Origin of the sequence: Pseudoxanthomonas japonensis, assembly GCF_043632995.1 — a bacterium.
GTDB classification, from domain to species: domain Bacteria; phylum Pseudomonadota; class Gammaproteobacteria; order Xanthomonadales; family Xanthomonadaceae; genus Pseudoxanthomonas_A; species Pseudoxanthomonas_A japonensis.
In genome coordinates this window covers 2,682,835-2,708,537 of the sequence record NZ_CP171632.1, presented here as the reverse complement: position 1 = coordinate 2,708,537, position 25,703 = coordinate 2,682,835, and the positions used below count along the sequence as shown (strand labels likewise).

The following is a 25,703-nucleotide window of genomic DNA, read 5'->3' as shown; positions in this document are numbered from 1 at the left end:
GTGCGAGGTGTCGCACGTGTGTCGATTGGGTGACCGCAGGATGACGGTGTGTAAGGCGACACGGTTCTGTTCATGCCCACCAGCCGAGGGCGGTCATCAGGCGCGAGACATCAGCCGTTCTTCGCTCGCAGGTAGGCGACCAGCGCGTTCGCATGGCCGTGGCCCAGCTTGTGTTCGTTCTTGAGGAAGGCGACCTGCTCCATGTGCTTCAGGTCCTTCACCGTCTCCAGCACGGCGAACCAGTGTGCGACGGGCTTGCCGTAGGTCTTTTCGATGGATGGGAAGTAGGAGGCGGGGCCTTTGACAGGCGGCGGGGTGGTCATGGCCTGTGCTCCGGTGCCGTCGGCAAATGCAGGTTGAAGGTGTTGCGGAAGACCACCACGCCCTCGTGCGAGCAGGTCATCGTGTCGACGACCACCTCATCGTCCGGTTCCCGCACCGCGAACACGTAGTACATCGGATTGAAGAAATGCCCTTGTTTTCCTTCCAGCGGGATGTCGAACGTGCTGGAGGTGACGTTCTCCGCGATGATTTCGCGGGGGTTTCCGGGCGAGGTAGGCCTGGAGTTCTCCGCTACGCAGTGCAGCACCGTTCGATCGGTGTCGGCGCGGTAATCGAACGAGAATCCGAACCAGCTGCAGTGCCGGGGCACGCCGTTGTAGGTGCAGCGTCCCTGATCGGTGACCAGGATGTCCTGCGTCTCGTGGCACACCCATCCTTCCGGTTTCCCGTCCGCTGCGGGGTTCATGCAGACGAGTCCTGCTTTCACCTTCGTGATGTCTACGGCCTGGCTCGGCAGGGCCAGCAAGAAAAGGCTGAAGATCAGGATGAAGCGCATGCAAGGTCCTTTTGCGGTGTGGATATGGAAGCGGGTTACGTGTGCTTGGACGCGGTGGTCGGTTTCCCGGCCACCAACCGATGTCCCAGCCAGGCCATCGGCAGGTAAGCGAGGACCAGGTCCGCGGCGGTGAACCACACCGGCGACGACAGCAGGGCGACGGCGGCGATGCCGCCCAGCAGGAAGCAGGCCCCGACCACCCACGCGGGTCCGCGGGTCCACCCGGGTGTGATCAGCGTGGCGACGAGGGCGCCGACCAGCGTGCCCACCGCGTGCGCCAGGAAGGGGAACAGGAAATGTCGGGGCTCGAACAGCGGCATCGCCGCCTTCAGGCCCTCGGTCGTCGTGGTGTCGACGCCGGCGGGCGGTGGGATGACATGTCCGCCGAGCGTGATCAGCGCCATGTTGGCGACGCTGCCGACGACTACGCCGACGACGACCGCCAGGATCAGACGGAACACGCGCTTCATGACAACCTCCGGCAAGGATGCGAGGGACTGCCCGTCGGCGTGGGGCCGGCCGTGACGGGAGGCGACTATAGCCGGATGGGCGGCCATGGCGGGCGATGCCGGGAATGCCGGCGTCGATACCACTGCCTGTGGCGTGCCATGGCGCCGGGTATGGCGCGGCATAGGCGGGCCTATGGACGCTGATACCGGTTGGTATCGATGCCGACAGACGGTGGTATCGACGCCCCGTCTCCAGGCATCGACGGCGGATGGTCCGGCGTGGTCCCGCCATGTCGATGGATGTCTCCCGCGATACGGAACGTGTGGCGGGTGATGCCATGCGGTATCGCCGATGAGACCGGTTGGTATCACCGCTTATGACCAATCCCATGACGCGCCATATCGCGCGCTGTCGCTGGCGACACCGCCGCGCTGTTCGGCGGGACATGCGGCGTGTCACACCCTGATGTCGCCTGTCGCAACGCGGTGCCGACGGGAGGTTCGCGGTCTGCGATGGGGTCACGGGTGATGCGCCGCTGCATCAAGGGCGGGAAAGCCTCTGTCGTCGCCGTGTCGCGGGCGTCGATGGACGCTGTCGCCGAGTATGCCGTGCGAAGCCGCGGGAATGGCGCGCGTAGCGCATGGCATCGCCGACGTGCGCCTCAGGGCGCAGCGTTGCGCCGGAACAGCGGTGCGACCAGCATCGCGCTGACGCCGCCCGTGAGTACGCCCATCACCGGGCCGGCGAAGATCGACAAGCCCATTGCGACGTATGCGGGCGCATCGCACGGCGACGCGCAGCCGGACGATGGCGCCATCGCGTGGGTGAGGACGACCAGTGTCAGCGCCCAGCCGCCGACGAAGCCGAGCAGGGCGGCGATGACGAGGGCGAGGATCTTCACCAGGTGCATGGTGGCGTGGTCCCGGTGGCGGAATGACGGTTGGCCGTTGCGAGCGTCAGTCGCCCGACGGCTCCACGACCACCGCGGTGCCGTAGCACAGCACCTCGGTCAGGCCGGCCATCACGTCGGTGGCGTCGTAGCGCACGGCGATGATGGCGTTGCCGCCGAGCATCCTCGCATGCTGCATCATGTCGAGGTATGTCGCGCTGCGCGCCTGTTCGCACAGTTCCGTGTAGATGGTGATGTTGCCGCCCAGCATGGTCTGCAGGCCGCCGAGGAAGTTGCCGATGATCGACCGCGACCGCACGGTGATGCCGCGCACCAGTCCCAGGCTGCGGACGATCCGGTAGCCGGGCAGCTCCATGGCGGTGGTCACCATCGCATCGTTCAAGGGCGGCGCGGCAGTGCGCGAGGCCGCATGGCCGTGGGTGTAGGAGGAAGAGGAGTTGTAGGGATCGGCCATGAGGTCTCGTCGGGTCGTGCGAGGCGCGGGGGGGATATCAGGGCGACATCGTACGGTCAGGGATGCAACTGCTGCTCGAGGTCCGTCACCGTCGCCTTCCAGTTCTGGAAATCCTCGGTGTCTTCCCAGAGCTCCCTGAGCTCTGAATTCTCGGCGAGGATGCGGCGCAGGGCGTTCACTGCCTGCTGACGCAGGTCGTCGTCGATCGTCGGACGGATGCGTGCCAGCCAGTCGGCCAGTCCATCCTCCTGCTGCGCTGCCAGCGTGGCGCGGCCCAGTGCGGCGGCGGCGATCTCCGCCGCCACGATGGCCAGCGCCGCATCCGGCGCTTCCACGTACTCGGTGGAGGTCAGCACGTTGTCCAGCACCTCGCGGATCAGCGACAGGTCACCGCTGTCCAGTACGTCGATCATGAAGTCTGCCGCGTCGTCGTTCTCGAAGGATCCGGTACCCCAAGTGCCCATGCCGTTCTCCTGCCTGCGATGCAAGTGGGCTAGTTGCCGTAGGTTCGCCAGTGCAGTACGCGGGCCTGCCGCGCGCTCACGCCGACGAAGCGGTACGTGGTGTGTTCCGCCGAACAGCGGAAGAACGCATACGACGTCCGCAGGCTTTCCTCATCCGGCCACCAGGAGCGTTCGAGCGGCGGGTCAAAGAGCTGCGCATACTCGATGGGTCGACACGTGTCGGGCAGGGTCAAGGCATCAGGATCTGGCAAAGCGAAAGCGAGCATGCTTATGTTGGTGTCGACATCGTGCGCCTCGTGGATGTCGGTCGCATCGTCCGGAAGCCACGGGGGGATCCAGCCGCTGTGGACGTAGCCAGCATCCCTGGCCTCTTCGGCCGTGGCGAAGTGGGCATCGGACAGCGTGTCCAGGCAGCCTGCCAGCAGCGTGCTGATGGCGACAAGTGTGAACGCCGACGCGCTAAGCCGGACATAAACCAGCCTGGCGATCGCCTGCGGGATGGTGTGGTTCAAGGCGCTCGCCCATCGCGTACGTCGGTTACGAAATCCAGCGCGTGATCGTTCTCGAAGGATCTCTGTACTCCACGTATCCATCTGTTGTCTCCAGTCCGGAATGCGCTGTGACCCGTGTGTGGCGAGCATTGTCAGCGCCGGCCGTGTGAGGCCTTGAAACGGTCCAGCAAATCGAAAAACAGCGCCATGGCCAAGCTGTCGTCCTGCTCGGTGCGGCTGATCGCGGCCTGCCAGTGCAACTGTCCGATGTCCAGGATGCCTTCCGGCGTGGTGAGCGAATGCCGTTCGTCCTCGTGTCCGGTCGCGGTCCGCACGAAGTCCGAAAAATGCATCAGGAAGAGCGTGTCGTGGTGGTCGTGGGTCCCGTGATCCATCAGTGCCGACTCGTATCCCTCGATGAAGGCGCACAGCGTGACGAAACCCGCGGGTTGAAGATGCATGCCGGGACGTCGCCTGACGCGTTCAAGTACGTCGAAAAGCGGCATGGTGGGGTCCTCGATCTGTCGGGTGCGGAGGAGGGGTGACGCTGCAAGAAGGGCAGGTCAGGGCGCGGTGGCATGCGCGGCACCGTTCCCGTCCTTGACGAAGTAGATCGTGCGGCCGGCCGGCACGTTCTCGAACAGCGTGAACTGGAACTTGGTGGTGCAGCGACAGGTGGCGACCGGACCGTCCGTCTTGAATGCCAGCTTCAGTGTCAACGTGCCCCAGTCCGGCACCACCTCGGGATCGGCGGGAACGACGCCGCAGGTGACGCCAGCCCAGCCCGTGACCACCAGGCGTTCGTTCTTGCGCTCCGCGACGAGTCTGTCGGGACCGTAGGGGTCGTGTTCGTCGTCGCAGGCGGCGATCCTGGTGAACTCGAACGACTCCGCCGCCCGCGCCACGGATGCAACACCGGCCAGCAACGCCATGGCGAATGCAACTCTCGCGGCGATCACACCCATACATCGTTCTCGGCCGTGTAGGCGCCGCCCGCATCGCCGGTATTCACCACGCCGCGTGGTTCCACCAGCATGATGCTGCATTCGTCGACGGCCACGGGCCGGTGCTCGACACCTCTGGGCACCACGTACATCTCGCCGGCCGACAGCGGAACGGCCTTGTCGCGGAACTCGAGCACCAGCGAGCCTTCGATCACGATGAAGACCTCGTCGGTATCCGCATGCGCATGCCAGACGAACTCGCCCTGCACCTTGGCCAGCTTGAACTGGTAGTCGTTCATCTCAGCGATCACGCGTGGCGACCAGTGGTCCGTGAAGCGGGCCAGTTTGTCTTTCAGGTTGATGGCGCTGTCTGGCATGGCATCCCTCGGTCCTCGGCAGGCTGTCCGCCGCGACGACGATGATAGGCGGGAAATGGCGGATGGTGCGGCGGGATAAGAGCCTTGCCATGAGCCGCGCGACCGACGCACGATCCACAAGCCGGTCTGGCCATGGAAGAATGCGTGCCGGGGACGTCGACGAGGGAAAGGCCGTGCGGAGAATCTGCGCCACGTTGGGGCTGTTGCTGGCGGCAGCGCCTGTGCCGGGTCGCGGCGAGGAGCGAGCGGCAGGGGAGCTGACGGTTGCGTATTACCCCGTCGGCGGCACGACAGCGAGGCAGATCTACCGGGAACTGGAGTCCAAGGGACCCCTGGACGAAGAAGGCCGTCGCTACCATGGCCTGGCGGAATGGCAGGTCGACTGGTCGTTCGGGCTGATGCCCTCGGGCAGCACCTGCGTGCTGACCGATGTGCAGGTCGATCTGCAGGGCAAGATCACGCTGCCGCAGTGGACGCCGGAAGGAAAGGTTTCGCGTGGCCTGGCCGATGAGTGGGCGCGCTACATCGAGGCGCTCCGCCGGCACGAGCACGGTCATTACATGTTCGGTGTACGGGCTGCGGAGGACATTCGCGCGCTGTCCAACTCGCTGGTGCCATCCGATTGCAAATCGATGAGCCGCCGCTTCAACAGCGAGGCAACGCGGATCCTCGATAAATACAGGCTGATGGACCGCATGTACGACGAGCGCACGGCGCATGGCGAGAAGGAGGGCGCCGTGCTCCAGGCGAAGTGAAGGAGGCCGCCTTTGGAGTTCAATCCTCGCTGCGCAGCCAGAACCAGCGCCAGGCGAGCGGCCCGGTCACGACGCAGACCAGGCCCAGCGCCAGCAACGTCGCCATCATCCATCCGGGAATCGCGCCGAGGCCCAGCACGCGCGGCCCCAGGAAGGCGAGTCCCGCCGCAAGGGGTAAGGACACCACGAACACCATGGCGGCGATCTGATAAAGCGGTTCGTTGTATCGGTTCGTCATCGATGTCCCTGCTGGATCGTGTGTTGTCCGGTTCGGGCAGGATACTGTTGCTGGAACGCACGCACTGCCGGCACGGCGCACAATGCCAGATTGTCGAGGGCGTCATTGAGCACATCCTGCAGCGGATGCCCGATCCCGACGTACGACCAGTCCGTCGGGTTGCCGTGGCCATCGCGCGAGCTCAGGAAGTACCTTGTGCCGTGCAGCACCGTGGGCATGATGGGGTCGTCAAAGGCGTGGCCGATGGGGATGCTCCGGCTTGCCAGATCGTTGTAGATGGCGGCCGCAGCAGGGCAGGTGGCATGGTCGACGAGGATTGAGCAACTATTGTTCCAACTGCCGACAGCCATGAGAATCTTGGGTGGTTCCACTGCTTGAGCGAAGACGCTGGTCCGGCCCTGCCTGAAGTGGACAAGAAATCCCGGATCGTCGCCGATGTCGGGAACGCGTCCGATCAGAACATCCGTAGGGTGCAGTTGCACGCCAACGTCTTCCGGCCATAACAACACTTCGGGCAGGCCAACGGGACGACATCCTTCGGTCGACAAAGACCCATAAGACTCCGCCGGAGGGGCGCTCGCGCATCCAACCAGCGGTAGGACCAACAGCAGCGTGATGATCTTCGTGGCACACACATGCATCAGTGCGGGGGCGTCGGACATGGGAGACATCCAGGTCAGAAGGAGGCGCGCGGGGCGTATGGGACCAGCGTACACATCGTCGGATACTTCGCCATGTAGCGCACGGGGACGATCGTGCCCGGAGCGAACCGCTTGGCCCGCGGCGAGATGGCGTTGTTGCAGGTGATCGGTTCCGGTTCGCCCTGCGGCGTGAAGCGGAAGTACACCAGCAGGTACTCGTCCCGCTCGTAGTACAGGATTTCCGCGTCGGCCAGCCGGCCCTCGCGCAGGACGAGTTCGCCCGCCTCTTTCTCCGCCCGCGACACACCGAGCATGAAGGCCACCACGAGCCAGGCCACCGGCAAGCCAAGGATCAGGAGGAGGGTCACGGCACCCGTCCACCACGCGCCGCCGTGAACAACGCATACCACTCCTCCCGGCTCAGCGTGACGTTATCTGCTGTGCAGCAGGCGGCCAGCCGGACGGGATCGGTGGTGCCGACGATGGGCTGGATGCCGGCGGGGTGGCGCAGCAGCCAGGCGAGCTGGATCGCTTCCGGCGTCACGCCTTTCTCTTCCGCCAGTTGGCGCAACAGCGTGGATGTCGTGCGGATCACCGGATCGGCGAACTCCGACGTGGTGGCGAGCTTGCCGCCCGCCAGCGGCGACCATGCCTGCACGCGGATGTCGTGCAGGCGGCAGTAGTCCAGCGTGCCGGCGGCCGAGGCGTAGACATGCCCGGTGGTGTTGGCGACCACGCCGTCGTCGATCAGGTGATGATGCAACAGACTGACCTCCACCTGGTTCGCCACCAGTGGCTGCCGCACATGACGGCGCAGCAACTCGATCTGTCCAGCCGTGTGGTTGCTGACGCCGAAGTGGCGCACCTTGCCGGCAGCATGCAGGTCGTCGAACGCACGGGCGACTTCTTCCGGTTCCACCAGCGCATCGGGACGGTGCAAAAGCAGCACATCCAGGCGGTCGACGCCGAGTCGCGCCAGGCTGCCGTCGACCGACGTCACGATATGCGCATGGCTGAAGTCGTAACGACCCGGTGTGCCGGGCGGATCGTCGGCGAAGCGGATGCCGCATTTCGACTGCAGCACCATGCGCTCGCGCAGGCTGGGCGAGGCGCGCAGCACATCGCCGAAGATCTGCTCGGACTTGCCGCGCGCATAGATGTCGGCGTGGTCGAACAGCGTGATGCCGCCGGCCAGCGCAGTTTCCACCAGCCGTTGCGCCTGGCGCCGCTCGTCCGCCGTGACCGGCGTGGCGTCCCAGGCGCGGCTGAGCTGCATGCAACCGTAGGCGATGCGCGACGCGGTCAGGCCGTCGGCGAGGGTGTAGGTCTTCATCGTGGGGTCGCGTATTGCCGGGAGGCTGCCATGATAGGGCCGCGACGCGGATCAGTAGCGTCGCCGCTCCGCCGCCAGCCGGCGGGCGAGCGCGTCGGCTTCGAGCGGGCGCGCCAGGTGGTAGCCCTGCACGTCGTCCACGCCGAGCGCCTGCAGCGCGGACAGCTCTGTCGCCGTCTCCACACCTTCGGCCACCACGTGCGACTGCGTCTGGCGGGCGAACTCGATGAGCGCGGCGGCGAGCGCACGGCGCGGCGAGTCGCTGTCGATGTCGCGGGTGAGGCTGAGGTCGAGCTTGATGATGTCGGGATGTATGGCCAGTACGTGCCGCATGCTGGCGTACCCGGCGCCCGCATCGTCCACCGCGATCCGCACGCCCGCCGCGCGCAGCGGAACGAGCCGTTCGTTGAGCAGCTTGTAGTCATCGACCAGGGAATGCTCGGTGATCTCCAGCACCACGCGGTGCGGATCCAGGTCGTCGATGTAGCCGTCGATGCCGCCGCTGATGATCGTTTGCGGCGATACGTTCAAAGCCACATAGAAGTCGCCCTCGACACCGCGCAAGCCGTCCAGGGCGGACAGGATGGCGTTGAGTTCCAAGCGCACCCCCAGGCCGATCTCGCGCGCTTCGGCGAACCACACGTCCGGCGTGCGGCGCGGTTCCAGCTCGAAGCGCGACAGGCATTCCACGCCGACGATGCGGCGCGCGCTGCTGCGGTAGATGGGTTGGTAGACCATGTGCGGCTGACCCATCTCCAGTACCGAGGTGATGCGGGCGACCTTTTCCTCGTGTGCCTGCACCGCATCCAGGTCGCCGTCGATCTGGTAGGCCAGCAGGTCCGCGAAGGCCCGCATCATGTGCAGGTCGCGCTGGCCCAGGGACAGGTTGGACGCCAGGCTGAAACAGCAGAAGGTGCCGTAGACGCGGCCATCGCGCAGCTGGATGGGCACGCTGAGGTGCGAGCCGATCGGAACGCGCTGCGTTTCCGGAATGCATTCGAGCGCGGGAACGGCGGCGGTGTCGGGAATCAGCTGCGGAATGCTGCCCTCGACCACGCGCATGCAGTAGCCCTCGTCGAGCGGGCTGGAGTCACCTGGCCGGATCGGCGCACGGTCGAGGCGGGTGACGACGTGCCGGAACACGCGGTGGCTGCCATGGAATTCGCTGACGAAGGCCACGTCCATGTCGAGGTGGCGGCGCACCGCATCCAGCAGGCGGTCGACGTTGCGTGCGATGGCGACGGCACCCGGGCCGCCTTCGAGCCAGGCATCGGTCAATGCGTCTTCCGGTTTCCTACTGTCGATCACGGGCTTCCTCCTGAAGGCGGGTACGCGATGGATAGTCGGCCACCGGTTCCGCTCCCGCCGCGGAGGCGGTCGGGGAGGCTGGCGTGGGGCAAGTCGGGTAGACCACGTCGCAGGACCGGGGCAGGCCGAGTGTAACCTCAAGTCACAGTTGGGGGAGTGCGCTTGGCGCCAAGTGCTGAACTGGACATCGGTGCGATGGTCTTCGGCCTGTGAAGCGGTATCGTTGCGCAGGCAATCGAGATGTCGTTATGCCGCCACGTCGATGATGCTGGTGCCCTGCAGCGCTATGCCACGAACGGCTTGAACGCGACGCCAAGGCCCTGCATGTCTTCCGGCTCGCCGACCAGGTCGGAGCGGAGCAGGGGGCGCGAGTCGATCCACTTCTTGCTGACCACCAGGTCCAGGCGATCGCCGCTGGCGGTGGCGTCCAGGCGCGGGATGGCCTCCGCGTCGTGCGAGCGGTGCAGCAGCACGGCCAGACGCAGCAGCGCGGCCTTGCGCTTGGCGCCCAGCAGCAGGCGGTCGGGCAGGGCGTCGAACGCGGTCTTCGGGACCCCACGGCGGTGCGTACGTACGAGCGCGGAGAGCACCTGCTGCTCCTGCCGGGAGAAGCCCTCGATGTCCGAATGTTCGAGCAGATAGGCACCGTGCACGTGGTACTGGCTGTGCGCGATGGCCAGGCCGATTTCGTGCAGGCGCGCGGCCCAGCCGAGCATGCGTGCATCGTCGTCGTCCAGGCCCCAGCTGTGCTCGACCTGTTCGAACAGGCGCATTGCGGTGGCTTCCACGCGCGCGGCCTGGAATTCGTCGATGCCGTAGCGCTGCATCAGCGCGGCGGTGGACAGGTCGCGCGGATCGTTGTCGCTGCCGCGGCCCAGCATGTCGTACAGGATGCCTTCGCGCATCGCTGCCTTGCTGACCATCAGCCGCTGCAGGCCCAGTGCTTCGAACGCGGCCTCCAGCACCAGCACGCCACCGGCGATGATGGGACGACGATCGTTGGACAGACCGGGCAGCTCGATGTCCTCGATGCGGTCCGCCTGCAACAGCTTGTCGCGCACCTGCGGCAGCGCCTCGGCGGTCACCGCACCCTTGGTGAGCTTCATCGCTGCGCAGATCTCGCCGATGGCCTTGGCCGTGCCGGACGAACCGATGGCCTCCTGCCAGCCGAGATTGCGGTAGACGCCGGCGAACTGCTGGAACTCCGCGCCGATCTCGGTCAGTGCTTCCTTCCAGCGCTTGCGCGAGAGCTTGCCGCCGGGGAAGAAACGACGCGTGCTGGCGATGCAGCCGGCCTGCAGGCTTTCGCGTTCCAGCGTCTCGAAGCCGCGGCCGATGATGAATTCCGTCGAGCCACCGCCGATGTCGATGACCAAGCGGCGCTGGCTCGTCTTCGGTGGCTGCGCGTGCGCCACGCCCAGGTAGATCAGGCGGGCCTCTTCGCGGCCGGACACCACTTCGATCGGTTTGCCGAGCGCGGCCTCCGCCGCGGCCAGGAAATCCTGCGGATCGCGCAGCTGGCGCACGGTGTTGGTGGCCAGCGCACGCACGCGCGCACCAGGAATGTCGCGGATGCGCTGGCCGAAGCGCGACAGGCAGTCGAGCGCGCGCTGCCGCGCCGCGGCCGACAGGCCGCCCTTGCCGTCCAGGCCATCGGCCATGCGCACGGTTTCGCGCAGGCGGTCGACCACGCGCAACTGGCCGAGCAGCGAGCGCGCGACGATCATGTGGAAACTGTTGGAGCCCAGGTCGATCGCGGCCAACAGGTCTCCGTCCTGGAGCGGCGGAGAAGTGGGGGAGGTCAGGGGCGCCATGCGACAAGTTTAGCCAATGGCGTCGCGCATTGCTTCACCGGGATGACACGCTGCGCCATCGCGCCGTGCGTCCATTGGTCGCATCACACCTTCGCCAGCAACGTGCCCTGTGCCGAATGCGGCGTGTCGTCGCCGGGCGTCAGTTTGAGGTAGCTGCCGTCGGCCTGCAGTTCCCAGGCATTGCAGTTGTCGTCCAGGTAGTTCTGCAGGCCCTCCTTGAACACGCGCGCGGCGAGATCCTTGTCGAGGATCGGGAAGCAGGTTTCCACGCGATGCAGCAGGTTGCGTTCCAGCCAGTCGGCGCTGGCGCAGTACAGCTCCGGCGCGCCGTCGTTGCCGAACCAGTAGAGCCGGCTGTGTTCGAGGAAGCGTCCGACGATGGAGCGCACGCGGATGTTGTCGGAGATGCCGGGGACACCCGGCCGCAGCGCACAGGCGCCGCGCACGATCAGGTCGATCCGCACGCCGGCCTGCGACGCCGCGTACAGCGCCCGGATGATGCGCGGTTCGTTGATGGCGTTGATCTTGGCGATGATGCGCGCCGGCTTGCCGGCCCTGGCGAGCTTGGCCTCGCGCTCGATCTTCTTGATCAGGCCCGGGTGCAGGGTGAAGGGCGATTGCAGCAGGCGCTTGAGCTTGGTCGTGGGCGCCAGGCCGGACAACTGCTGGAACAACAGATGCACGTCGTTGCCGATGTCCTGGTCGGCGGTGATCAGGCCGATGTCGGTGTACGCGCGCGCGGTGCCGCTGTGGTAGTTGCCGGTGCCCAGGTGCACGTAGCGGCGCAGCTTGCGTCCCTCGCGCCGCACGATCAGTAGCATCTTGGCGTGCGTCTTGTAGCCGACGACGCCGTAAACGACCTGCGCGCCGGCTTCCTGCAAGCGGTCGGCGACGCCGAGGTTGGCGTCCTCGTCGAAGCGCGCACGCAGTTCCACCACCACGGTCACGTCCTTTCCGTTGCGCGCGGCCTGCACCAGCGCCTCGACGATGGCCGAATCCTTGCCCGTGCGGTACAGCGTCTGCTTGATCGCCAACACGTCGGGATCCACCGCTGCCTGCTTGATGAGTTCCAGCACGGCGGCGAACGAGTCGAAGGGGTGGTGCAGCAACACGTCGTCGTCGGCCACCTTCTCGAAGATCGCCTCGCTGTCGCGCAGCGTGCGCGGGGTGAAGGCGGGGTATTTCAGTTCGGGGCGCTGCACCAGGTCGTAGACCTGGATGACGCGGTTGAGGTTGACCGGGCCGTTGATCGGGTACACCGCGTTGTCGGGCAGCGCGAAGTTCTGCAGCAGCTGGCGCACGATGGGCTTGGGGCAGTCGTGCGCGATCTCCAGCCGCACCGCGGGACGGTAGCCGCGGCCGACGAGTTCGTCGCGCAACGCCAGTGCCAGGTTCTCCACTTCCTCCTCATCGACCACCACTTCGGAGTTGCGGGTCACGCGGAACTGGTAGGAACCCTTCACTTCCATGCCCGGGAACAGTTCGTCCACGAACACCGACAGCACCGACGACAGCAGCACGAAGTCGTTCTCGCCACCGGACACGCGCTGTGGCAGGTGGATGATGCGCGGTAGCGAGCGCGGCGCGCGCACGATGGCCAGGTGCCCGGCGCGGCCGAACGCGTCCTTGCCCTTCAGCACGACGACGATGTTGAGCGACTTGTTGAGGATCTTGGGGAACGGGTGCGCCGGATCCAGGCCGAGCGGCGACAGCACCGGCATGATCTCGTTGCGGAAGTAGGCGCGCAGCCAGCGCGTCTGCCGCGCGTTCCAGCTGTCGCGGCCGAACACGCGCACGCCGGCCTCGGCCAGGCCGGGGCGCAGCACGTCGTTCCAGCACTTGTACTGCGCGTCGACCAGTTCGGCGGCGCGATCGTGGATCTTGTTGAGCACGGTGGCCGGACTCATGCCGTCCGCGCCGGGCGGCAGGCCGAAATCGAGCGCATGCCGCACGGTGGCGGCGCGGATCTCGAAGAACTCGTCGAGGTTGGTGCAGGAGATGCAGAGGAAGCGCAGGCGCTCCAGCAGCGGCACCGAGGGATCCTGCGCCTGCGCCAGCACGCGGAAGTTGAAGTCCAGCTGGGACAGCTCGCGGTTGAGGTAGAGCGCCGGGTCGCGCAGGGCGTCTTCGCCGGAGGCAGTGGCGGGCGTCGTGTCCAGGGCGGCGTTCATGCTTGCTGGCTGTCCGTAGTGAGGAGGGCGGGAGCGTCGAGGCGCCGTTCGACGCGATCGGCACCGAAATGGATGGAGAACACGCTGCCCTGGCCGACCTCGCTTTCGATCTCGAGGCGCGCCTGGTGCAGGTTCAGCACGTGCTTGACGATTGACAGGCCCAGGCCGGTGCCGCCGCTCTCGCGCGAACGGCTGGTGGAGACGCGGTAGAAGCGTTCGGTGATGCGCGGCAGGTGCGCGGTCGGGATGCCGTAGCCTGTGTCGCGCACGCTGAGCACCGCGCCGTCGCCCTCGCGCGCGAAGCGCACCGTGATCGTGCCGCCGGCCGGGGTGTAGCGTACGGCGTTGCTGACCAGGTTGGAGAAGGCGCTGTGCAGTTCCTTGTTGGAGCCGGACAGATCCACGTTGGCCTCGTCCTGGATCACGACCGTGTGGCGGCGCTGGCTCAGCGCTTCGGCTTCGCGCCGCAGCGTGGCCAGCATCGGCGCCATGGCCACGTTCTCGTCGGGCAGGCTGTCCTGTGCTTCCAGCCGCGACAGCGTCAGCAGGTCTTCCACCAGTTGGGTCATGCGCTGCGACTGCTTCTGCATCTCCGACAGCATGGGTGCCCAGTCCGGGTATTCGGTGGGCTCCAGCATGTCCAGGTATCCGTGCACGACGGTCAGCGGCGTGCGCAGTTCGTGCGAGACGTTGGCGACGAAGTCGCGACGCATCTGCTCCAGCCGCAGCAGCTTGCTGACGTCGCGCGCGACCAGCAGCCAGTACTCGTCGGAGTAGGGGATCAGCCGCAGGTTGAGGCGCAGGTGGGGATCCACCGGCGAGGCGGCATCCAGCATCGGTTCGGCATTGCGCCCGCCGGCCAGCCAGTGCGACATCGGCAGCGGCTGCAGGCGGTCGCCGACCGGGGCGCCGATGTCGGCAGGGTACTGCAGGCCCAGCAGGGTGCCGGCGGCCTTGTTGAACCACTGCACGCGCTGGCTGTTGCGTTCCACCACCACCACGCCGTCAGGCAGCGCGGCGGCGGCGGCGCGGTAGGCGCGCAGCATGTCGAGCAGGCGGCGCTTGCGCGTGCGCATCTCGGCCTGGCCGCGGAACAGCAGGCGGTCGAGCTCGTTCCAGACGCCACGGCCCCGGGCCGGTTCCATGCGCTGGCGGGCGGTCAGGCGCAGCAGGACCTTGCGCAGCCGCCAGTAGTGCCATGCGACCACGCCGAGCGCTGCGACGGTGACGACCGGCCAGACGTGGCCCAGCAACAGCCCGGCCACGACCGCCAGCGCGAGGATCAGCGCCAGCTGGCCGAGCGTCTTGAACCAGGCGGAGCGGATGTCGTGGGGCATGGACCGATTGTAGGCAGTTGTGTGTGACAGCAGGGATGGGGAAGGGGGGCGACTGGTTTTCCGTCATCCCGGCGCACGCCAGGATCCAGGGTGCCGTTGTGTCGTTCGTCGCTTCGGCGCTGGGCAGGCGACGTCAAGATCAGGATGAATCCCGGCGTGCGCCGGGATGACGGACGAGGACGCTGCGCGCGTCCGATTCCAGGACCCGATTCCTGCAACGACTTCACATGGCGGCCGAGAAGCGATAGCCCGAGCCGCGCACGGTCTGCACCATGTTTTCCAGGGCGTGCGGCTCGAGCGTCTTGCGCAGGCGGCGGATGTGCACGTCGACGGTCCGTTCCTCCACGTAGACGCTGCCGCCCCAGACGTGGTCGAGCAGTTGCGTGCGCGAATAGACGCGCTCCGGGTGCGTCATGAAGAAGTGGAGCAGGCGGTATTCGGTGGGGCCGATGGCGACCGGGGTGTCGCCGGCGAACACGCGATGGGCGGCGCCGTCGATGCGCAGGTTGCCGACGGCGACGCTGCCGTCCTCGTCATCGTCGCGCGAGCGGCGCATGACGGCGCGGATGCGCGCCAGCAGTTCGCGCGCGGAGAACGGCTTGACCACGTAGTCGTCGACGCCGGCCTCCAGCCCGCCGACCCGGTCGTTCTCCTCGCCGCGGGCGGTGAGCATGATGATCGGCACGTCGCGGGTCATGGCGTCCTTGCGCCAGCGGCGGGCCAGTTCCAGGCCGCTGGTGCCGGGCAGCATCCAGTCGAGGAGGATCAGGTCCGGCACGCGGTCGGCGATGGCGTTCTGGGCTTCACGGGCATCGCCGGCGTGGATCGGCTCGTAGTCGCCCTTGCGCAGGGCGAAGGCCACCATGTCGCGAATGGCGGGCTCGTCGTCGACGATCAGGATGTGCTTCTGCACGCAGGGTCCGGGGAGGGGAGGAGTGACCGCGCCAGTAGACGACAATTTTGTGACGTTTACATGACATGCCGCACGACTGTCATGCAGGCGGCCCGGTCGCTAGTCAGCGGCGTTCCATGTCCGGGTCGCGCACGCCCTGGCGCCGGAGTTCCAGCACTTCGGGCGTGATGCTGGCGATCCGGGCATCCACCCGGGCGCGGGCATAGAAATCCAGGTCGCCCTGCTTCTTGAGATTCTGCAACTGGATCAGCGCCTGCTCCGGCCGGCCGTTCAGGTAGGCGGCCTCTGCGTAAGCCTCGCCGGCACGGGCCGTGTCGCCGGCCAGCTCGTTGGCCCGGGCGAACTGCTGCTGGAACACCGGGTCGTCACCCGAGCGGGCCATCAGGGGCCGCAGGACGGCTTGGGCGCGTCGGCCCGCCTCGGCGCCCCCTTGCTCATTCAGCACCTTGGCGTAGGTGAGGGCGACCGGACGGTTCTGCGGATAGCGCTCCATCAGGGCATCGAACCGGCGGTTGGCCGCCGCCGCGTTGCCCGTGCGCGACTCCGCTTCGCCCAGCGACAGCGCCAGCCACAGGTTGTCGTCATGCTCGTCCGCCAGGCGCTGCAGCTCGGCCAGCGCGGTACGGGTATCGCCGCCCTGCAGATGGGCCACGGCCAGGCCATAACGTTCGGGTCCGGTCAGCGGCTTGCCGGCCTGGCGGCGCAGGGTTTCGTACTCGCGGACGGCGGCGGACGGCGTGCTGGCGCTCAGCGCGCGCAGGCGTTCGCGCGCCCAGTCGAACTGGCCGGTGTCGCCCTGGCGGAACGCCAGCGAGGGCAGGGTGACGGGAATCGGCAGCAGCGGGTTGTCGCTGCGGGTTTCCGGCAGGGTAATGGCGTTGCGGTCGAACCGCTCCACCCGCTCGCCGCCGGGCACGCTGGTGGTCGCCGTGACCTGGTTGCCCCGCATCTGGTCGGCACGCTGACGCGCTTCGCTGATGCGGGTGGTGGTGACCGGGTGGGTCTGCAGGTAGTCGGGGACCGATTCGCGCCCGCTCCCGCGTGCGACCCGGGTGGCCTGCTGCAGCTTGGCGAAGAAGCCGGCCATCGCATCGATGTCGTAGCCGGCACGGGACAGGGTGCGGATGCCGACGCGGTCGGCTTCGGATTCGTTGGAGCGGGTGTAGTCGATCTGGCGCTGCTGCATCAGCCCCATCGCCGAGGCGATGGCCGCCTGCGAGGCGTCGCCGCTGGAACTGCCGCCCGCCGCCTGCGCCAGCACGATGGCGCCCAGCATGCCGAGCAGGATCGGGATCTGGTCGCGCTGCGCGCGCTCCACGCCGCGCAGGACGTGCTGCTGGGTGACGTGGGCGATTTCGTGCGACAGCACCGCCGCCACTTCGTCCTCCCGGTCGGCGGTCAGCACCAGGCCGGCATTCATGCCGATGTAGCCGCCGAGCGTGGCGAAGGCGTTGATCTGCCGGTCGCGCATCATGAAGAAGGTGTACGGCTGTTGCGGATTGTCGCTGTCCGCGCCGAGCCGGCCGCCGACCCCCTGCAGCCAGTCGGTGACCAGCGGATCCTCCAGCAGGTAGCCGTAGTTGCGTAGCTCGCGCAGCATCATCCCGCCGTATTGCGCCTGGCGGGCCGGGGTCAGCAGTTCGCCCGCGGAGGAGCCGATGTCAGGCAGGCGGCTTTCCTGCGAAGAGGCCAGGGGCGCCGCAAGGGTCAGGGTCAGGACGGTGGCAAGCAGCAAGGGACGCAAACGTGGCTCCGTGGCGGATAATGGGCGTCTCGATCAGGATGACCGGTCGTCGATCCAGGCGAGTGAATACGTGGTTAACCGGACGGGTTCCGGTTCGCACTGTTCCACTGCGTTCACTGGAAGACGGCCCGACCTGCCCGATATCGGCTGGGACCTGTTTCCCTCCCTTTCGTTCTGGAGACCTCCCTTGAGCGACACCCCGCAGGGCGCCACGCCCGAAATCACCCTCTACAGCACCGCCATCTGTCCCTATTGCGTGGCGGCCAAGAATTTCCTCAAGAGCAAGGGTCAGACCTGGACCGAGGTGCGGATCGACCTGGACCCGGCCGAGCGCGAGAAGATGATCGCCAAGGCCAATCGCACCAGCGTGCCGCAGATCTTCGTGGGCGACGTGCACGTGGGTGGCTATGACGACATGATCGCCCTGCATCGCGCCGGCAAGCTGGAGCCGCTGCTGGCCGGAGGTGCCGCATGAGCGCCGCCGACGACAGCCAGGACCGGGTGAAGGCGTTCACCGACTTCCGCCAGCGCATGAACAAGCGCATCCTGGACGAGCCCAACCAGGTCGTCCGCCGCTTCTTCGCGCTGGACACGCAGACCTACCAGGCCGGCGCGCTGGACGTGAAGACCAAGGAGCTGCTGGGCCTGGTCGCCTCGATGGTGCTGCGCTGCGACGACTGCATCAGCTACCACGTCGCCCAGTGCAAGGAGGCCGGCGTGACGCGGGAGGAGTTCTTCGAAACCTTCTCGGTCGGCCTGGTCGTCGGCGGTTCCATCGTCATCCCGCACCTTCGCCGCGCGGTGGATTTCCTCGATCAGCTGGAAGGCGGACAGGCCGACGCGCCGGCCGCGCACGACCACGCCTGACAGCGCGCCGGGAGCCCCGGGAGACGGGCTCAGACCATGGTCGATTAGGGGACTTGCCGGCCGTTCGGGCATAATTGGCGGACAAATCTTCCCTTTCGCGCCCGTCGCGGCCTCGCCCGGCGCGTGCCCCTGTTCGGAAACCCCACTCAATGACCCAGACGATTACGGTCATCCGCGGCGACGGTATTGGCCCGGAGATCATGGACGCCACCCTGTACGTGCTGGACGCACTGAAGGTCGGCCTGACCTATGAAGACGCCGACGCCGGCCTGGTGGCGCTGGAGAAGCATGGCGACCTGCTGCCGCAGGCCACGCTGGATTCGATCCGCAGGAACGGCGTGGCGCTGAAGAGCCCGCTGACCACGCCGGTGGGCGAGGGCTTCAGCTCGATCAACGTCGCGCTGCGCCGCCACTTCGACCTGTACGCCAACGTGCGTCCGGCCAAGTCGTTCCCGAACACCAAGTCGCGCTTCGCCGATGGCGTGGATCTGATCACCGTGCGCGAGAACACCGAAGGCGCCTACATCGGTGAAGGCCAGTCGATTTCGGAAGACGGCGAAACCGCGCTGCTGACGCAGAAGATCACCCGCAAGGGCTCCGAGCGCATCGTGCGCTACGCCTACGACCTGGCCCGCAAGACCGGCCGCAAGAAGGTCACCATCGTCCACAAGGCGAACATCCTGAAGACCACTTCGGGCCTGTTCCTGAAGGTGGCACGCGAAGTGGCCGCGCAGTATCCCGAGATCCAGACCAACGAGATGATCGTGGACAACACCTGCATGCAGCTGGTGATGCGTCCGGAGCAGTTCGACATCATCGTCACCACCAACCTGTTCGGCGACATCATTTCCGACCTGTGCGCCGGTCTGGTCGGCGGCCTGGGCCTGGCCCCGGGCGCCAACATCGGTGCCGACGCGGCGATCTTCGAAGCCGTGCACGGCTCGGCGCCGGACATTGCCGGCAAGGGCATCGCCAATCCGTGCGCGCTGCTGCTGGGCGCGGCGCAGATGCTCGACCACCTGGGCCAGCCGGAGAAGGCCGAGCGCCTGCGTGCGGCGATCATCGCCACGCTGGAAGCGAAGGATTCGCTGACGCCGGACCTCGGTGGCGAGGGCAGCACGATGTCGTTCGCGAAGGCGATCGCCAGCCGCGTCTGATCGCGGTATCTGCGCATCTCCGCGCCAACATGCGCGGAGATGCGGTTTGGCCACCGGGATTCCCTGGGGTATCCTCGGTCCCATGTTCCTCATGACGCATGCCGTCGCGCCCGATGGGATCGCTGGCGGTCATTGACTGGACCATCGTCGCCACCTATCTGGTCGCGACATTGCTGGTAGGCGCCTGGGTGTCCCGCTCCGCGGGGCGCTCGCTCGAGTCGTACTTCGTCGCGGACCGTTCGCTGCCCTGGTGGTGGCTGGGAACCTCGATGGCGGCGACGACCTTCGCCGCCGATACGCCGCTGGTCGTGGCAGGGCTCGTCGCCAAGCATGGCGTGGCGGGCAACTGGCTGTGGTGGTCGTGGGCGATCTCGCATGTGTCGGTGGCGGTGGTGTTCGCCGCGCTGTGGCGCCGCTCGCGCGTGCTGACCGATGCCGAACTGATCGAGCTGCGCTACACCGGACGGTCCGGTGCCTGGCTGCGCGGCTTCAAGGCCGCTTTCTTCGCCATCCTCATCAACGCCATCATCCTGGGTTGGGTGGTGCGGGCGATGGTGAAGATCGCCGCGCCGTTCGTGGACTGGCAGGCGTTGCTGGGTGCAGGCGCGGTGGAAACCTTCGCGGCGGTGTGGCCGGCGGCGCTGCTGGTCGGTACGCCGAACGACACCATCACGGTGCTCGTGCTGTTCGGCGTGATCGGGGCGTATTCCAGCCTGGGGGGCATCCGCGGCGTGATCCTCACCGACCTGGTGCAGTTCGTCATGGCCCTCGCAGGCGGGGCGCTGTTCGCGTGGTTCGCCATCGAGCATGTCGGCGGCATGCAGGGATTGCGGGAAGGACTGGCGCAGCACTACGACGCGGAGGCCCTGCTGTCGTTCGTACCGGCACAGGATGCCGCCTGGCTGCCGGTGCACGTGTTCCTGATCTACATCGCCGTCCAGTGGTGGGCGCAGTACTACAGCGACGGCAGCGGCTATCTGGCGCAGCGGGTGTTCGCTGCGCGCGACGAGCGGCACGCCGTCGGCGGTGCGCTGTGGTTCGTCGTGTTGAATTACGCCGTGCGAACCTGGCCCTGGGTGCTGGTGGCGCTGGTCGCACTGCTGGTGTTTCCATTGGGCACGGCGGGCGAGGGGGCCGCCGCGGTGGTCGCGGCGGATCGTGAAATGGCGTACCCCGTCCTGATGGCGCAGTTGCTGCCGGCCGGCGCGCTGGGCCTGCTGTTCGCCTCGCTGCTGGCGGCCTTCATGAGCACGGTGGACACGCATCTCAACTGGGGTGCGAGTTACCTCACCCACGACCTCTACCGGCGCTTCGTGGATCCCGGGGCGAGCCAGGCGCGGCTGGTCTGGATCAGCCGGCTGTCGGTCATGCTGCTTACCGCGATGGGCGTCGTGGTGGCCTCCCGGATCGACAGCATCGAACAGGCGTGGCGCTTCTTCATCGCGTTGGGCGCCGGGCTGGGGCTGCCTTCGATGCTGCGCTGGTTCTGGTGGCGCGCCAATGCGTGGACCGAGATCGCCGGCATCGTCGCGGCGGTGACCTCGGCGATGGTCCTGTACCCGCTGTTTCCCGATGCGCGCCCGGAGCATCTGCTGGTGGCGATCGTGGCCATCGCGACGACGTCGGCGCTGGTGGCGACCTTTCTCACGCCACCGGTGCCCCGCGACCATCTGGCGGCGTTCACGCGACGGGTTCGCCCTCCCGGCTGGTGGCAGGACCTGCCGGGTGCAGCGCCCAAGATGGCCCTGGGGTGGCTGGGCGCCGCCTGGCTGGCGGGAAACGCGGGCGTGTTCGCGCTCATGTTCGGGATCGGCTACCTGCTACTCGGACCTCGCGCGAAGGGCGCCGTGCTGGCGCTAAGCGGCCTTTTCCTGCTCTGGGCGACGCTGCGTGCCAGCAAGCGCTTCCGCCTGGCAAGCGGACTGCGTAACGCATGAGCCGTTCCGGCGCAGCGTCCCGTTTTTGTTTGCGTATGTCCCACCCATGAGGTTGGATGCGAGGGAAAGGGCACGCACAATCCGCGGCCCACGCAGAAGGCCACGTTCATGTCCGTTCGCCCCAGCGCCGTCGCGCTGACGCCGCTCCTGCTGTTCCTGGCGCTGTTCTTCGGCGCGGGCCTCTATTTCACCGCGCAGGGCGAGGCCATGGGGTTCTACCAGTTGCGTGCCCCCGTCGCGATCCTGCCGGCGCTGGCGCTCGGCGTCTGGCTGGCCCGCCGGCGTGGTCTGCCGGCCCAGCAGACCCTGTTGCGCGGCATGGGCGACAGCAACGTGATGCTGATGTGCCTGATCTTCCTGCTGGCCGGTGCATTCGCCACGGTCTCCAAGGCGATCGGCGCGGTGGATGCGGTGGTGGCGTTGGGGCTGGGGGCGCTGCCCGCCAGCCTGATCCTGCCAGGCCTCTTCCTGGTGTCGGCGTTCGTCTCGCTCTCCATCGGCACCTCGATGGGTACCGTCGCCGCCGTCGTGCCGATCGCGCTGGGCGTGGCCGATGCCGCGGGCCTGGATCGCGTGCTGGTGGTGGGGGCGGTGCTGGGAGGCGCGATGTTCGGCGACAACCTGTCGATCATTTCCGACACCACCATCGCGGCCACCCGCAGCCAGGGCGCGGAGATGCGGGACAAGTTCCGCGAGAACTTCAAGATCGCGATGCCCGCGGGCATCGCGACGATCGTCCTGCTCGGCGCGTTGGGCGATGCGGCGCCGGTCGTCGCGCCGGATGCGGCATCGCCGTGGCTGGTGCTGCCCTATCTGGTGGTGCTCGGCCTGGCGTTGGCCGGCCTGGACGTGGTGCTGGTGCTGGGCATCGGCCTGGTGGTGTCCGGCGTGTTCGGCTTGGTGCTGGCGCAGGACTACGACGTGGTGTCCTTCGCCGGGGACATCTACCTGGGCTTCGAAAGCATGGTGGAAATCACCTTGTTGTCGATCCTGATCGGCGGGCTTGCGGCGCTGATCAAGGCGGCCGGCGGGCTGGACTGGCTGGCGCAGGTGATTGCGACGTTCGCCCGCGGCCGTACCGGTCGCCGTTCGGGCGAGATCAGTATCGCCGCGCTCGCGGCGGGTTCCGATGCGCTGACGGCGAACAACACCGTCGCCATCCTGGTCACCGGCAGCCTGGCCAGGGACATCGCGCAGCGCCACGGCATCAGCCCGCGACGCGCGGCCAGCGTGCTCGACATCTTCGCCTGCGTCGTCCAGGGCGTGCTGCCCTACGGTGCGCAGATCCTGCTGGCGGCGTCGCTGGCGGCCGTGTCGCCGCTGGCGCTGGCGGGCAGCGTGCAGTACTGCTGGCTGCTGGCCGTGTCGGCGCTGGCGTTCATGCTGTGGCCGTCGCGACGGAAAGTGCCGGCGGCGGAATGAAAACGGGGCGCCTGGGCGCCCCGTTTCCTCCGGGCCTGAAGACGGGAAGCGTCAGTCGCGCGACTGCAGCTTGGCCAGCAGGCGCAGGAATTCCAGGTACAGCCACACCAGCGTGACCATCAGGCCGAAACCCGCGTACCACTCCATGTACTTCGGTGCGCCGGCTTCCACGCCCGACTCGATGAAGTCGAAATCGAGCACCAGGTTCAGCGCGGCGATCACGATCACGAACAGGCTGAAGCCGATGCCGACGATGCCGCTCTCATGGATCAGCGGCACGTCCTTGCCGAACATGCGCAGCACCATCGACAGCAGGTAGACCAGCGCGATGCCGCCGGTGGCGGCCACCACGCCCAGCTTGAAGTTTTCCGTCGCCTTGATCAGACCGCTGCGGTAGGCCATCAGCAGCGCGAACAGCGTACCGAAGGTCAGCATCACCGCCTGGGTGACGATGCCTTCGTACATGTGGTTGTAGAGCGCGGAGATCGCACCCAGGAACAGTCCCTCGACCAGCGCGTAGAGCGGTGCGGTGACCGGCGCCCATTCCTTCTTGAAGATCGTCACCAGGGCCAGCACGAAGCCGCCGATCAGGCCGCCCCACAGATAGCCCATGCCGGTCGCACCCTCGGCCGTCACCTCGACCTGCGACCAGGCGAACGCACCCGTCAGCACCGCGAGCAGCAGCAGGATGCCGGTCTTGTTGACCGTGCCGTTGAGTGTCATCGCTTCGCCGTCGCGCGAGACGACCGACCCGCTGCCGAGGTCGAGGAAGGTGGATTCCTTCAATGCCGGATTGCCGCTGCGTACCATGGTTCCCTCATGTGGTTGCCGGACGTCTGTCCCCAGTGGCTGAGCATATCGCAAGCCATGGTCCATCACGTTTCGTTTGACAGCAGGGCCGCGGGTTCCGACAATACGCGGCCTCGTTGGCGTCCAGACGCCACGCCGGGACCCTCGTCGGGGTATAGCGCAGTCTGGTAGCGCATCTGGTTTGGGACCAGAGGGTCGGGGGTTCGAATCCCTCTACCCCGACCAGCAAGATGCACGGCCCACGTGTTCCGGCACGACGGGAATGCGACAATCCGGACCGGGCGCCCGTAGCTCAACCGGATAGAGCACCGGCCTTCTAAGCCGGCGGTTACAGGTTCGAGTCCTGTCGGGCGCGCCAAACACCGGTGCGGTCCCGGAGGATGCAGGTTTCAGTGGTGGCTGTAGCTCAGCTGGTTAGAGTACTGGATTGTGATTCCAGATGTCGGGGGTTCGAGTCCCCTCAGCCACCCCACTGATTCAAGGACGCCCGCGGTGCGGGGGTTCACAGAAAAAAGCGATGCGGTTACACTACGCGTCTGATGTTTCGGGGCCGTTAGCTCAGTTGGTAGAGCAGTTGACTCTTAATCAATAGGTCCAAGGTTCGAATCCTTGACGGCCCACCAAACCCGAGACGCCCGGCCGAAAGCCGGGCGTTTTTTTATTGCCGGCCGCGCCGCGTCGGCCGCTACAATGCGACGCGCACTGCGAAAGTGGCGGAATTGGTAGACGCACTGGATTTAGGTTCCAGCGGGTAACCCCCGTGAGGGTTCGAGTCCCTCCTTTCGCACCACGCTCCGACGGCGGGGCGCCGATATCGCCGCGGCAGGGCCGCATGGCCCGGGCCGGGGATCGGCGGGTCGAAGCGAGCCCGCCGCCATGAACCGTCCGCCCCGCTGGCAGCCTGCCCCGGAATCGGCGAAACTATCAAGTTCCGCCGGGAGGGCTTCATGCCTGCGTCCCAGGCGTCCCCGGATTATCAACATCGCCCCGGCCCAGCCGTGGCCGCAGGAGTCAGTGAGTATGCAAGTTTCGGTCGAATCGGTCGGCAACCTCGAGCGCCGCATGAGCTTCAGCCTGCCGGCGGAGCGTCTGGACACCCACATCGGCGGCCGCCTGCGCGAGCTGTCGCGCACCGCGCGCATCAAGGGCTTCCGCCCGGGCAAGGTGCCGGCCAAGGTCATCGAGCAGCGCTTCGGCGAGCAGGTGCGTGCCGAAGCCCTCGACGGCCTGCTGCGCGAGACCTTCAACAACGCCGTGCGCGACCAGGAACTGCAGCTGGCCGGCAACCCGCGCATCGAGAAGCAGGGCGAGGGCGAACTGGATTTCGTCGCCACGTTCGAAGTGGTTCCGGACTTCGGCGACGTCGACGTCGCCAAGCTCAATGTGGTGCGCAATACCGCCGAGGTCAGCGACGCCGATATCGACCAGATGATCGACAACCTGCGCATGCAGCGCCGCACCTTCCAGGTCGTCGAGCGTGGCGCGAAGGAAGGCGACCGTGTGTCGCTGGAAACCTGGTCGCAGGCGGGCGATGAGCGCATGCCGGCCGAAGGTTCCGAGAAGGGTGCCACCCTGATCGGTTCGGGCGTGATGTTCGGCGAGATCGAGCAGGCACTGATCGGCCTGGCCAAGGGCGACGAGAAGACCGTGTCGGTGGCGTTCCCGGCCGACTGGCGCGTACCGCAGCTGGCGGGCCGCCAGGTCGACGTGCACGTCAAGGTCACGGACGTGGCCGAGTCGGTGCTGCCCGAGGTCGATCGCGAGTTCATCCGCAGCTTCGGCGTGAAGAGCGGCGACGCCGAGCAGTTCCGCTCGGATATCCGCAGCAACCTCGAGCGCGAGCTGAAGGGCGCGCTGATGACCCGTCTGCGCCGTGAAGTGGGCGAGCAGCTGATCGCCGCCTACGCCCACGTCGAGATGCCGCCGCGCCTGGTCGAGAACGAGGCCCGCGTGATGGTCCAGCAGGCCGCCGAACAGGCTCGCCGCCAGGGCCAGAACGTGCAGGTTCCGGACAATGCCCACGAAGGTTTCCTGGATGCCGCCCGCAAGCGCGTCCTGGTCGGCCTGCTGGTGGGCGAAGTGGCCCGCCGCAACCAGCTCCGCCTGGACCCGAAGCGCCTGAACGAGACGCTGCGCCTGATCGCCTCGACCTACGAAGAGCCGGAGCAGGTCATTGAGTTGTACCGCAACGATCCCCAGTTGATGAACAGTCTGCAGGGTCGTGTGATGGAAGAGCAGGTGATCGACTGGATCGCCGAGCGCGCCCAGCACACCGAGCAGGCGCTTTCCTTCCAGGAAGCCATCCGCAACTGATCCGGGCGCCCCGCC

28 protein-coding genes and 5 tRNA genes are annotated in these 25,703 nt (G+C 67.1%); 12 read left to right on the top strand and 21 right to left on the bottom strand.

Features of this window, described 5'->3' with window-relative positions:
* Positions 1–110: 110 nt before the first annotated feature.
* The 10 genes from ACGHX3_RS12555 to ACGHX3_RS12510 form a co-directional block, all read right to left on the bottom strand.
* A complete protein-coding gene (locus ACGHX3_RS12555; RefSeq protein ID WP_394695163.1) occupies positions 111–323 on the bottom strand; it encodes a DUF4287 domain-containing protein in 213 nt (70 codons plus the stop codon).
* A complete protein-coding gene (locus ACGHX3_RS12550; RefSeq protein WP_394695162.1) occupies positions 320–838 on the bottom strand; it encodes a hypothetical protein in 519 nt (172 codons plus the stop codon). Before ACGHX3_RS12550 ends, ACGHX3_RS12555 begins: the two co-directional genes overlap by 4 nt.
* Before the next feature lie 35 nt (positions 839–873).
* Positions 874–1,308, bottom strand: a complete 435-nt coding sequence (locus tag ACGHX3_RS12545; RefSeq protein ID WP_394695161.1) for a hypothetical protein — start codon at positions 1,306–1,308, stop codon at positions 874–876.
* Between the two features lie 641 nt (positions 1,309–1,949).
* Positions 1,950–2,198 carry a hypothetical protein gene (locus ACGHX3_RS12540; RefSeq protein WP_394695160.1) on the bottom strand — a complete coding sequence of 83 codons (249 nt, stop codon included), beginning with the start codon at positions 2,196–2,198 and terminating at the stop codon, positions 1,950–1,952.
* Positions 2,199–2,244: 46 nt separating this feature from the next.
* Positions 2,245–2,652, bottom strand: a complete 408-nt coding sequence (locus tag ACGHX3_RS12535) for a YbjQ family protein (RefSeq protein ID WP_394695159.1) — start codon at positions 2,650–2,652, stop codon at positions 2,245–2,247.
* 56 nt (positions 2,653–2,708) lie between these two features.
* Complete coding sequence (locus ACGHX3_RS12530) at positions 2,709–3,116, bottom strand: DUF4259 domain-containing protein (protein ID WP_394695158.1); 408 nt, start codon at positions 3,114–3,116, stop codon at positions 2,709–2,711.
* 29 nt (positions 3,117–3,145) lie between these two features.
* Positions 3,146–3,628: a hypothetical protein gene (locus ACGHX3_RS12525; RefSeq protein ID WP_394695157.1), complete on the bottom strand. Its 483-nt coding sequence runs from the start codon at positions 3,626–3,628 to the stop codon at positions 3,146–3,148.
* A 131-nt stretch (positions 3,629–3,759) separates the two neighbouring features.
* Positions 3,760–4,068, bottom strand: a complete 309-nt coding sequence (locus tag ACGHX3_RS12520) for a hypothetical protein (RefSeq protein WP_394695156.1) — start codon at positions 4,066–4,068, stop codon at positions 3,760–3,762.
* 102 nt (positions 4,069–4,170) lie between these two features.
* A complete protein-coding gene (locus ACGHX3_RS12515) occupies positions 4,171–4,572 on the bottom strand; it encodes a hypothetical protein (protein ID WP_394695155.1) in 402 nt (133 codons plus the stop codon).
* Entirely contained in the window at positions 4,563–4,928 is a 366-nt protein-coding gene (locus tag ACGHX3_RS12510) for a cupin domain-containing protein (RefSeq protein ID WP_394695154.1), read from the bottom strand. Before ACGHX3_RS12510 ends, ACGHX3_RS12515 begins: the two co-directional genes overlap by 10 nt.
* 89 nt (positions 4,929–5,017) lie before the next feature.
* On the opposite strand from ACGHX3_RS12510, the gene ACGHX3_RS12505 reads away from it, so the two are divergent.
* On the top strand, positions 5,018–5,683 hold the full coding sequence (locus tag ACGHX3_RS12505) for a DUF922 domain-containing protein (RefSeq protein WP_394695153.1): 666 nt from the start codon (positions 5,018–5,020) through the stop codon (positions 5,681–5,683).
* A 19-nt stretch (positions 5,684–5,702) separates the two neighbouring features.
* Here the strand turns inward: ACGHX3_RS12505 and ACGHX3_RS12500 are convergent, their stop codons facing one another.
* From ACGHX3_RS12500 to ACGHX3_RS12455, 10 genes are all read right to left on the bottom strand, one after another.
* Positions 5,703–5,921, bottom strand: a complete 219-nt coding sequence (locus ACGHX3_RS12500) for a hypothetical protein (RefSeq protein WP_394695152.1) — start codon at positions 5,919–5,921, stop codon at positions 5,703–5,705.
* Positions 5,918–6,583 carry a hypothetical protein gene (locus ACGHX3_RS12495; RefSeq protein ID WP_394695151.1) on the bottom strand — a complete coding sequence of 222 codons (666 nt, stop codon included), beginning with the start codon at positions 6,581–6,583 and terminating at the stop codon, positions 5,918–5,920. The genes ACGHX3_RS12500 and ACGHX3_RS12495 overlap by 4 nt, the downstream gene beginning before the upstream one ends.
* A 14-nt stretch (positions 6,584–6,597) precedes the next feature.
* Positions 6,598–6,930 carry a hypothetical protein gene (locus ACGHX3_RS12490; RefSeq protein ID WP_394695150.1) on the bottom strand — a complete coding sequence of 111 codons (333 nt, stop codon included), beginning with the start codon at positions 6,928–6,930 and terminating at the stop codon, positions 6,598–6,600.
* Positions 6,927–7,895, bottom strand: a complete 969-nt coding sequence (locus tag ACGHX3_RS12485; protein ID WP_394695149.1) for an aldo/keto reductase family oxidoreductase — start codon at positions 7,893–7,895, stop codon at positions 6,927–6,929. The genes ACGHX3_RS12490 and ACGHX3_RS12485 overlap by 4 nt, the downstream gene beginning before the upstream one ends.
* A gap of 51 nt (positions 7,896–7,946) precedes the next feature.
* Entirely contained in the window at positions 7,947–9,203 is a 1,257-nt protein-coding gene (locus ACGHX3_RS12480) for an EAL domain-containing protein (RefSeq protein WP_202924104.1), read from the bottom strand.
* 284 nt (positions 9,204–9,487) lie between these two features.
* Positions 9,488–11,017: an exopolyphosphatase gene (gene ppx, locus ACGHX3_RS12475; protein WP_308442936.1), complete on the bottom strand. Its 1,530-nt coding sequence runs from the start codon at positions 11,015–11,017 to the stop codon at positions 9,488–9,490.
* A gap of 83 nt (positions 11,018–11,100) precedes the next feature.
* Positions 11,101–13,188, bottom strand: coding sequence for a polyphosphate kinase 1 (ppk1, locus tag ACGHX3_RS12470; RefSeq protein ID WP_394695148.1), 2,088 nt, complete (start codon positions 13,186–13,188; stop codon positions 11,101–11,103).
* On the bottom strand, positions 13,185–14,525 hold the full coding sequence (gene phoR, locus ACGHX3_RS12465) for a phosphate regulon sensor histidine kinase PhoR (protein ID WP_394695147.1): 1,341 nt from the start codon (positions 14,523–14,525) through the stop codon (positions 13,185–13,187). Before phoR ends, ppk1 begins: the two co-directional genes overlap by 4 nt.
* Before the next feature lie 223 nt (positions 14,526–14,748).
* Entirely contained in the window at positions 14,749–15,438 is a 690-nt protein-coding gene (phoB, locus tag ACGHX3_RS12460) for a phosphate regulon transcriptional regulator PhoB (RefSeq protein ID WP_162336355.1), read from the bottom strand.
* 103 nt (positions 15,439–15,541) lie between these two features.
* Complete coding sequence (locus ACGHX3_RS12455; protein ID WP_394695146.1) at positions 15,542–17,182, bottom strand: M48 family metalloprotease; 1,641 nt, start codon at positions 17,180–17,182, stop codon at positions 15,542–15,544.
* A 187-nt stretch (positions 17,183–17,369) separates the two neighbouring features.
* Here ACGHX3_RS12455 and grxC point away from each other — a divergent pair, with 187 nt between their 5' ends.
* The 5 genes from grxC to ACGHX3_RS12430 all read left to right on the top strand — a co-directional run bounded on the left by grxC (position 17,370) and on the right by ACGHX3_RS12430 (position 22,565).
* Positions 17,370–17,657, top strand: coding sequence for a glutaredoxin 3 (grxC, locus tag ACGHX3_RS12450; RefSeq protein WP_313927584.1), 288 nt, complete (start codon positions 17,370–17,372; stop codon positions 17,655–17,657).
* Positions 17,654–18,049, top strand: a complete 396-nt coding sequence (locus tag ACGHX3_RS12445) for a carboxymuconolactone decarboxylase family protein (RefSeq protein ID WP_213602979.1) — start codon at positions 17,654–17,656, stop codon at positions 18,047–18,049. Before grxC ends, ACGHX3_RS12445 begins: the two co-directional genes overlap by 4 nt.
* 149 nt (positions 18,050–18,198) lie before the next feature.
* Positions 18,199–19,206, top strand: a complete 1,008-nt coding sequence (locus ACGHX3_RS12440) for an isocitrate dehydrogenase (protein ID WP_162336359.1) — start codon at positions 18,199–18,201, stop codon at positions 19,204–19,206.
* Positions 19,207–19,304: 98 nt separating this feature from the next.
* Positions 19,305–21,143 (top strand): sodium:solute symporter family protein, encoded by a 1,839-nt coding sequence (locus ACGHX3_RS12435; protein ID WP_394695145.1) that lies wholly within the window; start codon positions 19,305–19,307, stop codon positions 21,141–21,143.
* 108 nt (positions 21,144–21,251) lie between these two features.
* The gene (locus ACGHX3_RS12430; protein ID WP_394695144.1) at positions 21,252–22,565 is read left to right on the top strand and encodes a Na+/H+ antiporter NhaC family protein; all 1,314 of its coding nucleotides are present in this window, start codon (positions 21,252–21,254) and stop codon (positions 22,563–22,565) included.
* A 51-nt stretch (positions 22,566–22,616) separates the two neighbouring features.
* Here ACGHX3_RS12430 and ACGHX3_RS12425 read toward each other — a convergent pair whose 3' ends face one another.
* Positions 22,617–23,375: a Bax inhibitor-1/YccA family protein gene (locus ACGHX3_RS12425; RefSeq protein ID WP_313927587.1), complete on the bottom strand. Its 759-nt coding sequence runs from the start codon at positions 23,373–23,375 to the stop codon at positions 22,617–22,619.
* A 148-nt stretch (positions 23,376–23,523) separates the two neighbouring features.
* Here ACGHX3_RS12425 and ACGHX3_RS12420 point away from each other — a divergent pair.
* The 6 genes from ACGHX3_RS12420 to tig all read left to right on the top strand — a co-directional run bounded on the left by ACGHX3_RS12420 (position 23,524) and on the right by tig (position 25,688).
* A tRNA-Pro gene (locus tag ACGHX3_RS12420) sits at positions 23,524–23,600 on the top strand.
* A 56-nt stretch (positions 23,601–23,656) separates the two neighbouring features.
* A tRNA-Arg gene (locus ACGHX3_RS12415) sits at positions 23,657–23,733 on the top strand.
* Between the two features lie 37 nt (positions 23,734–23,770).
* A tRNA-His gene (locus tag ACGHX3_RS12410) sits at positions 23,771–23,847 on the top strand.
* Between the two features lie 75 nt (positions 23,848–23,922).
* Positions 23,923–23,998, top strand: a tRNA-Lys gene (locus ACGHX3_RS12405).
* Between the two features lie 81 nt (positions 23,999–24,079).
* A tRNA-Leu gene (locus ACGHX3_RS12400) sits at positions 24,080–24,165 on the top strand.
* A gap of 230 nt (positions 24,166–24,395) precedes the next feature.
* Positions 24,396–25,688 carry a trigger factor gene (gene tig / locus ACGHX3_RS12395; RefSeq protein ID WP_394695143.1) on the top strand — a complete coding sequence of 431 codons (1,293 nt, stop codon included), beginning with the start codon at positions 24,396–24,398 and terminating at the stop codon, positions 25,686–25,688.
* Positions 25,689–25,703: the final 15 nt, after the last annotated feature.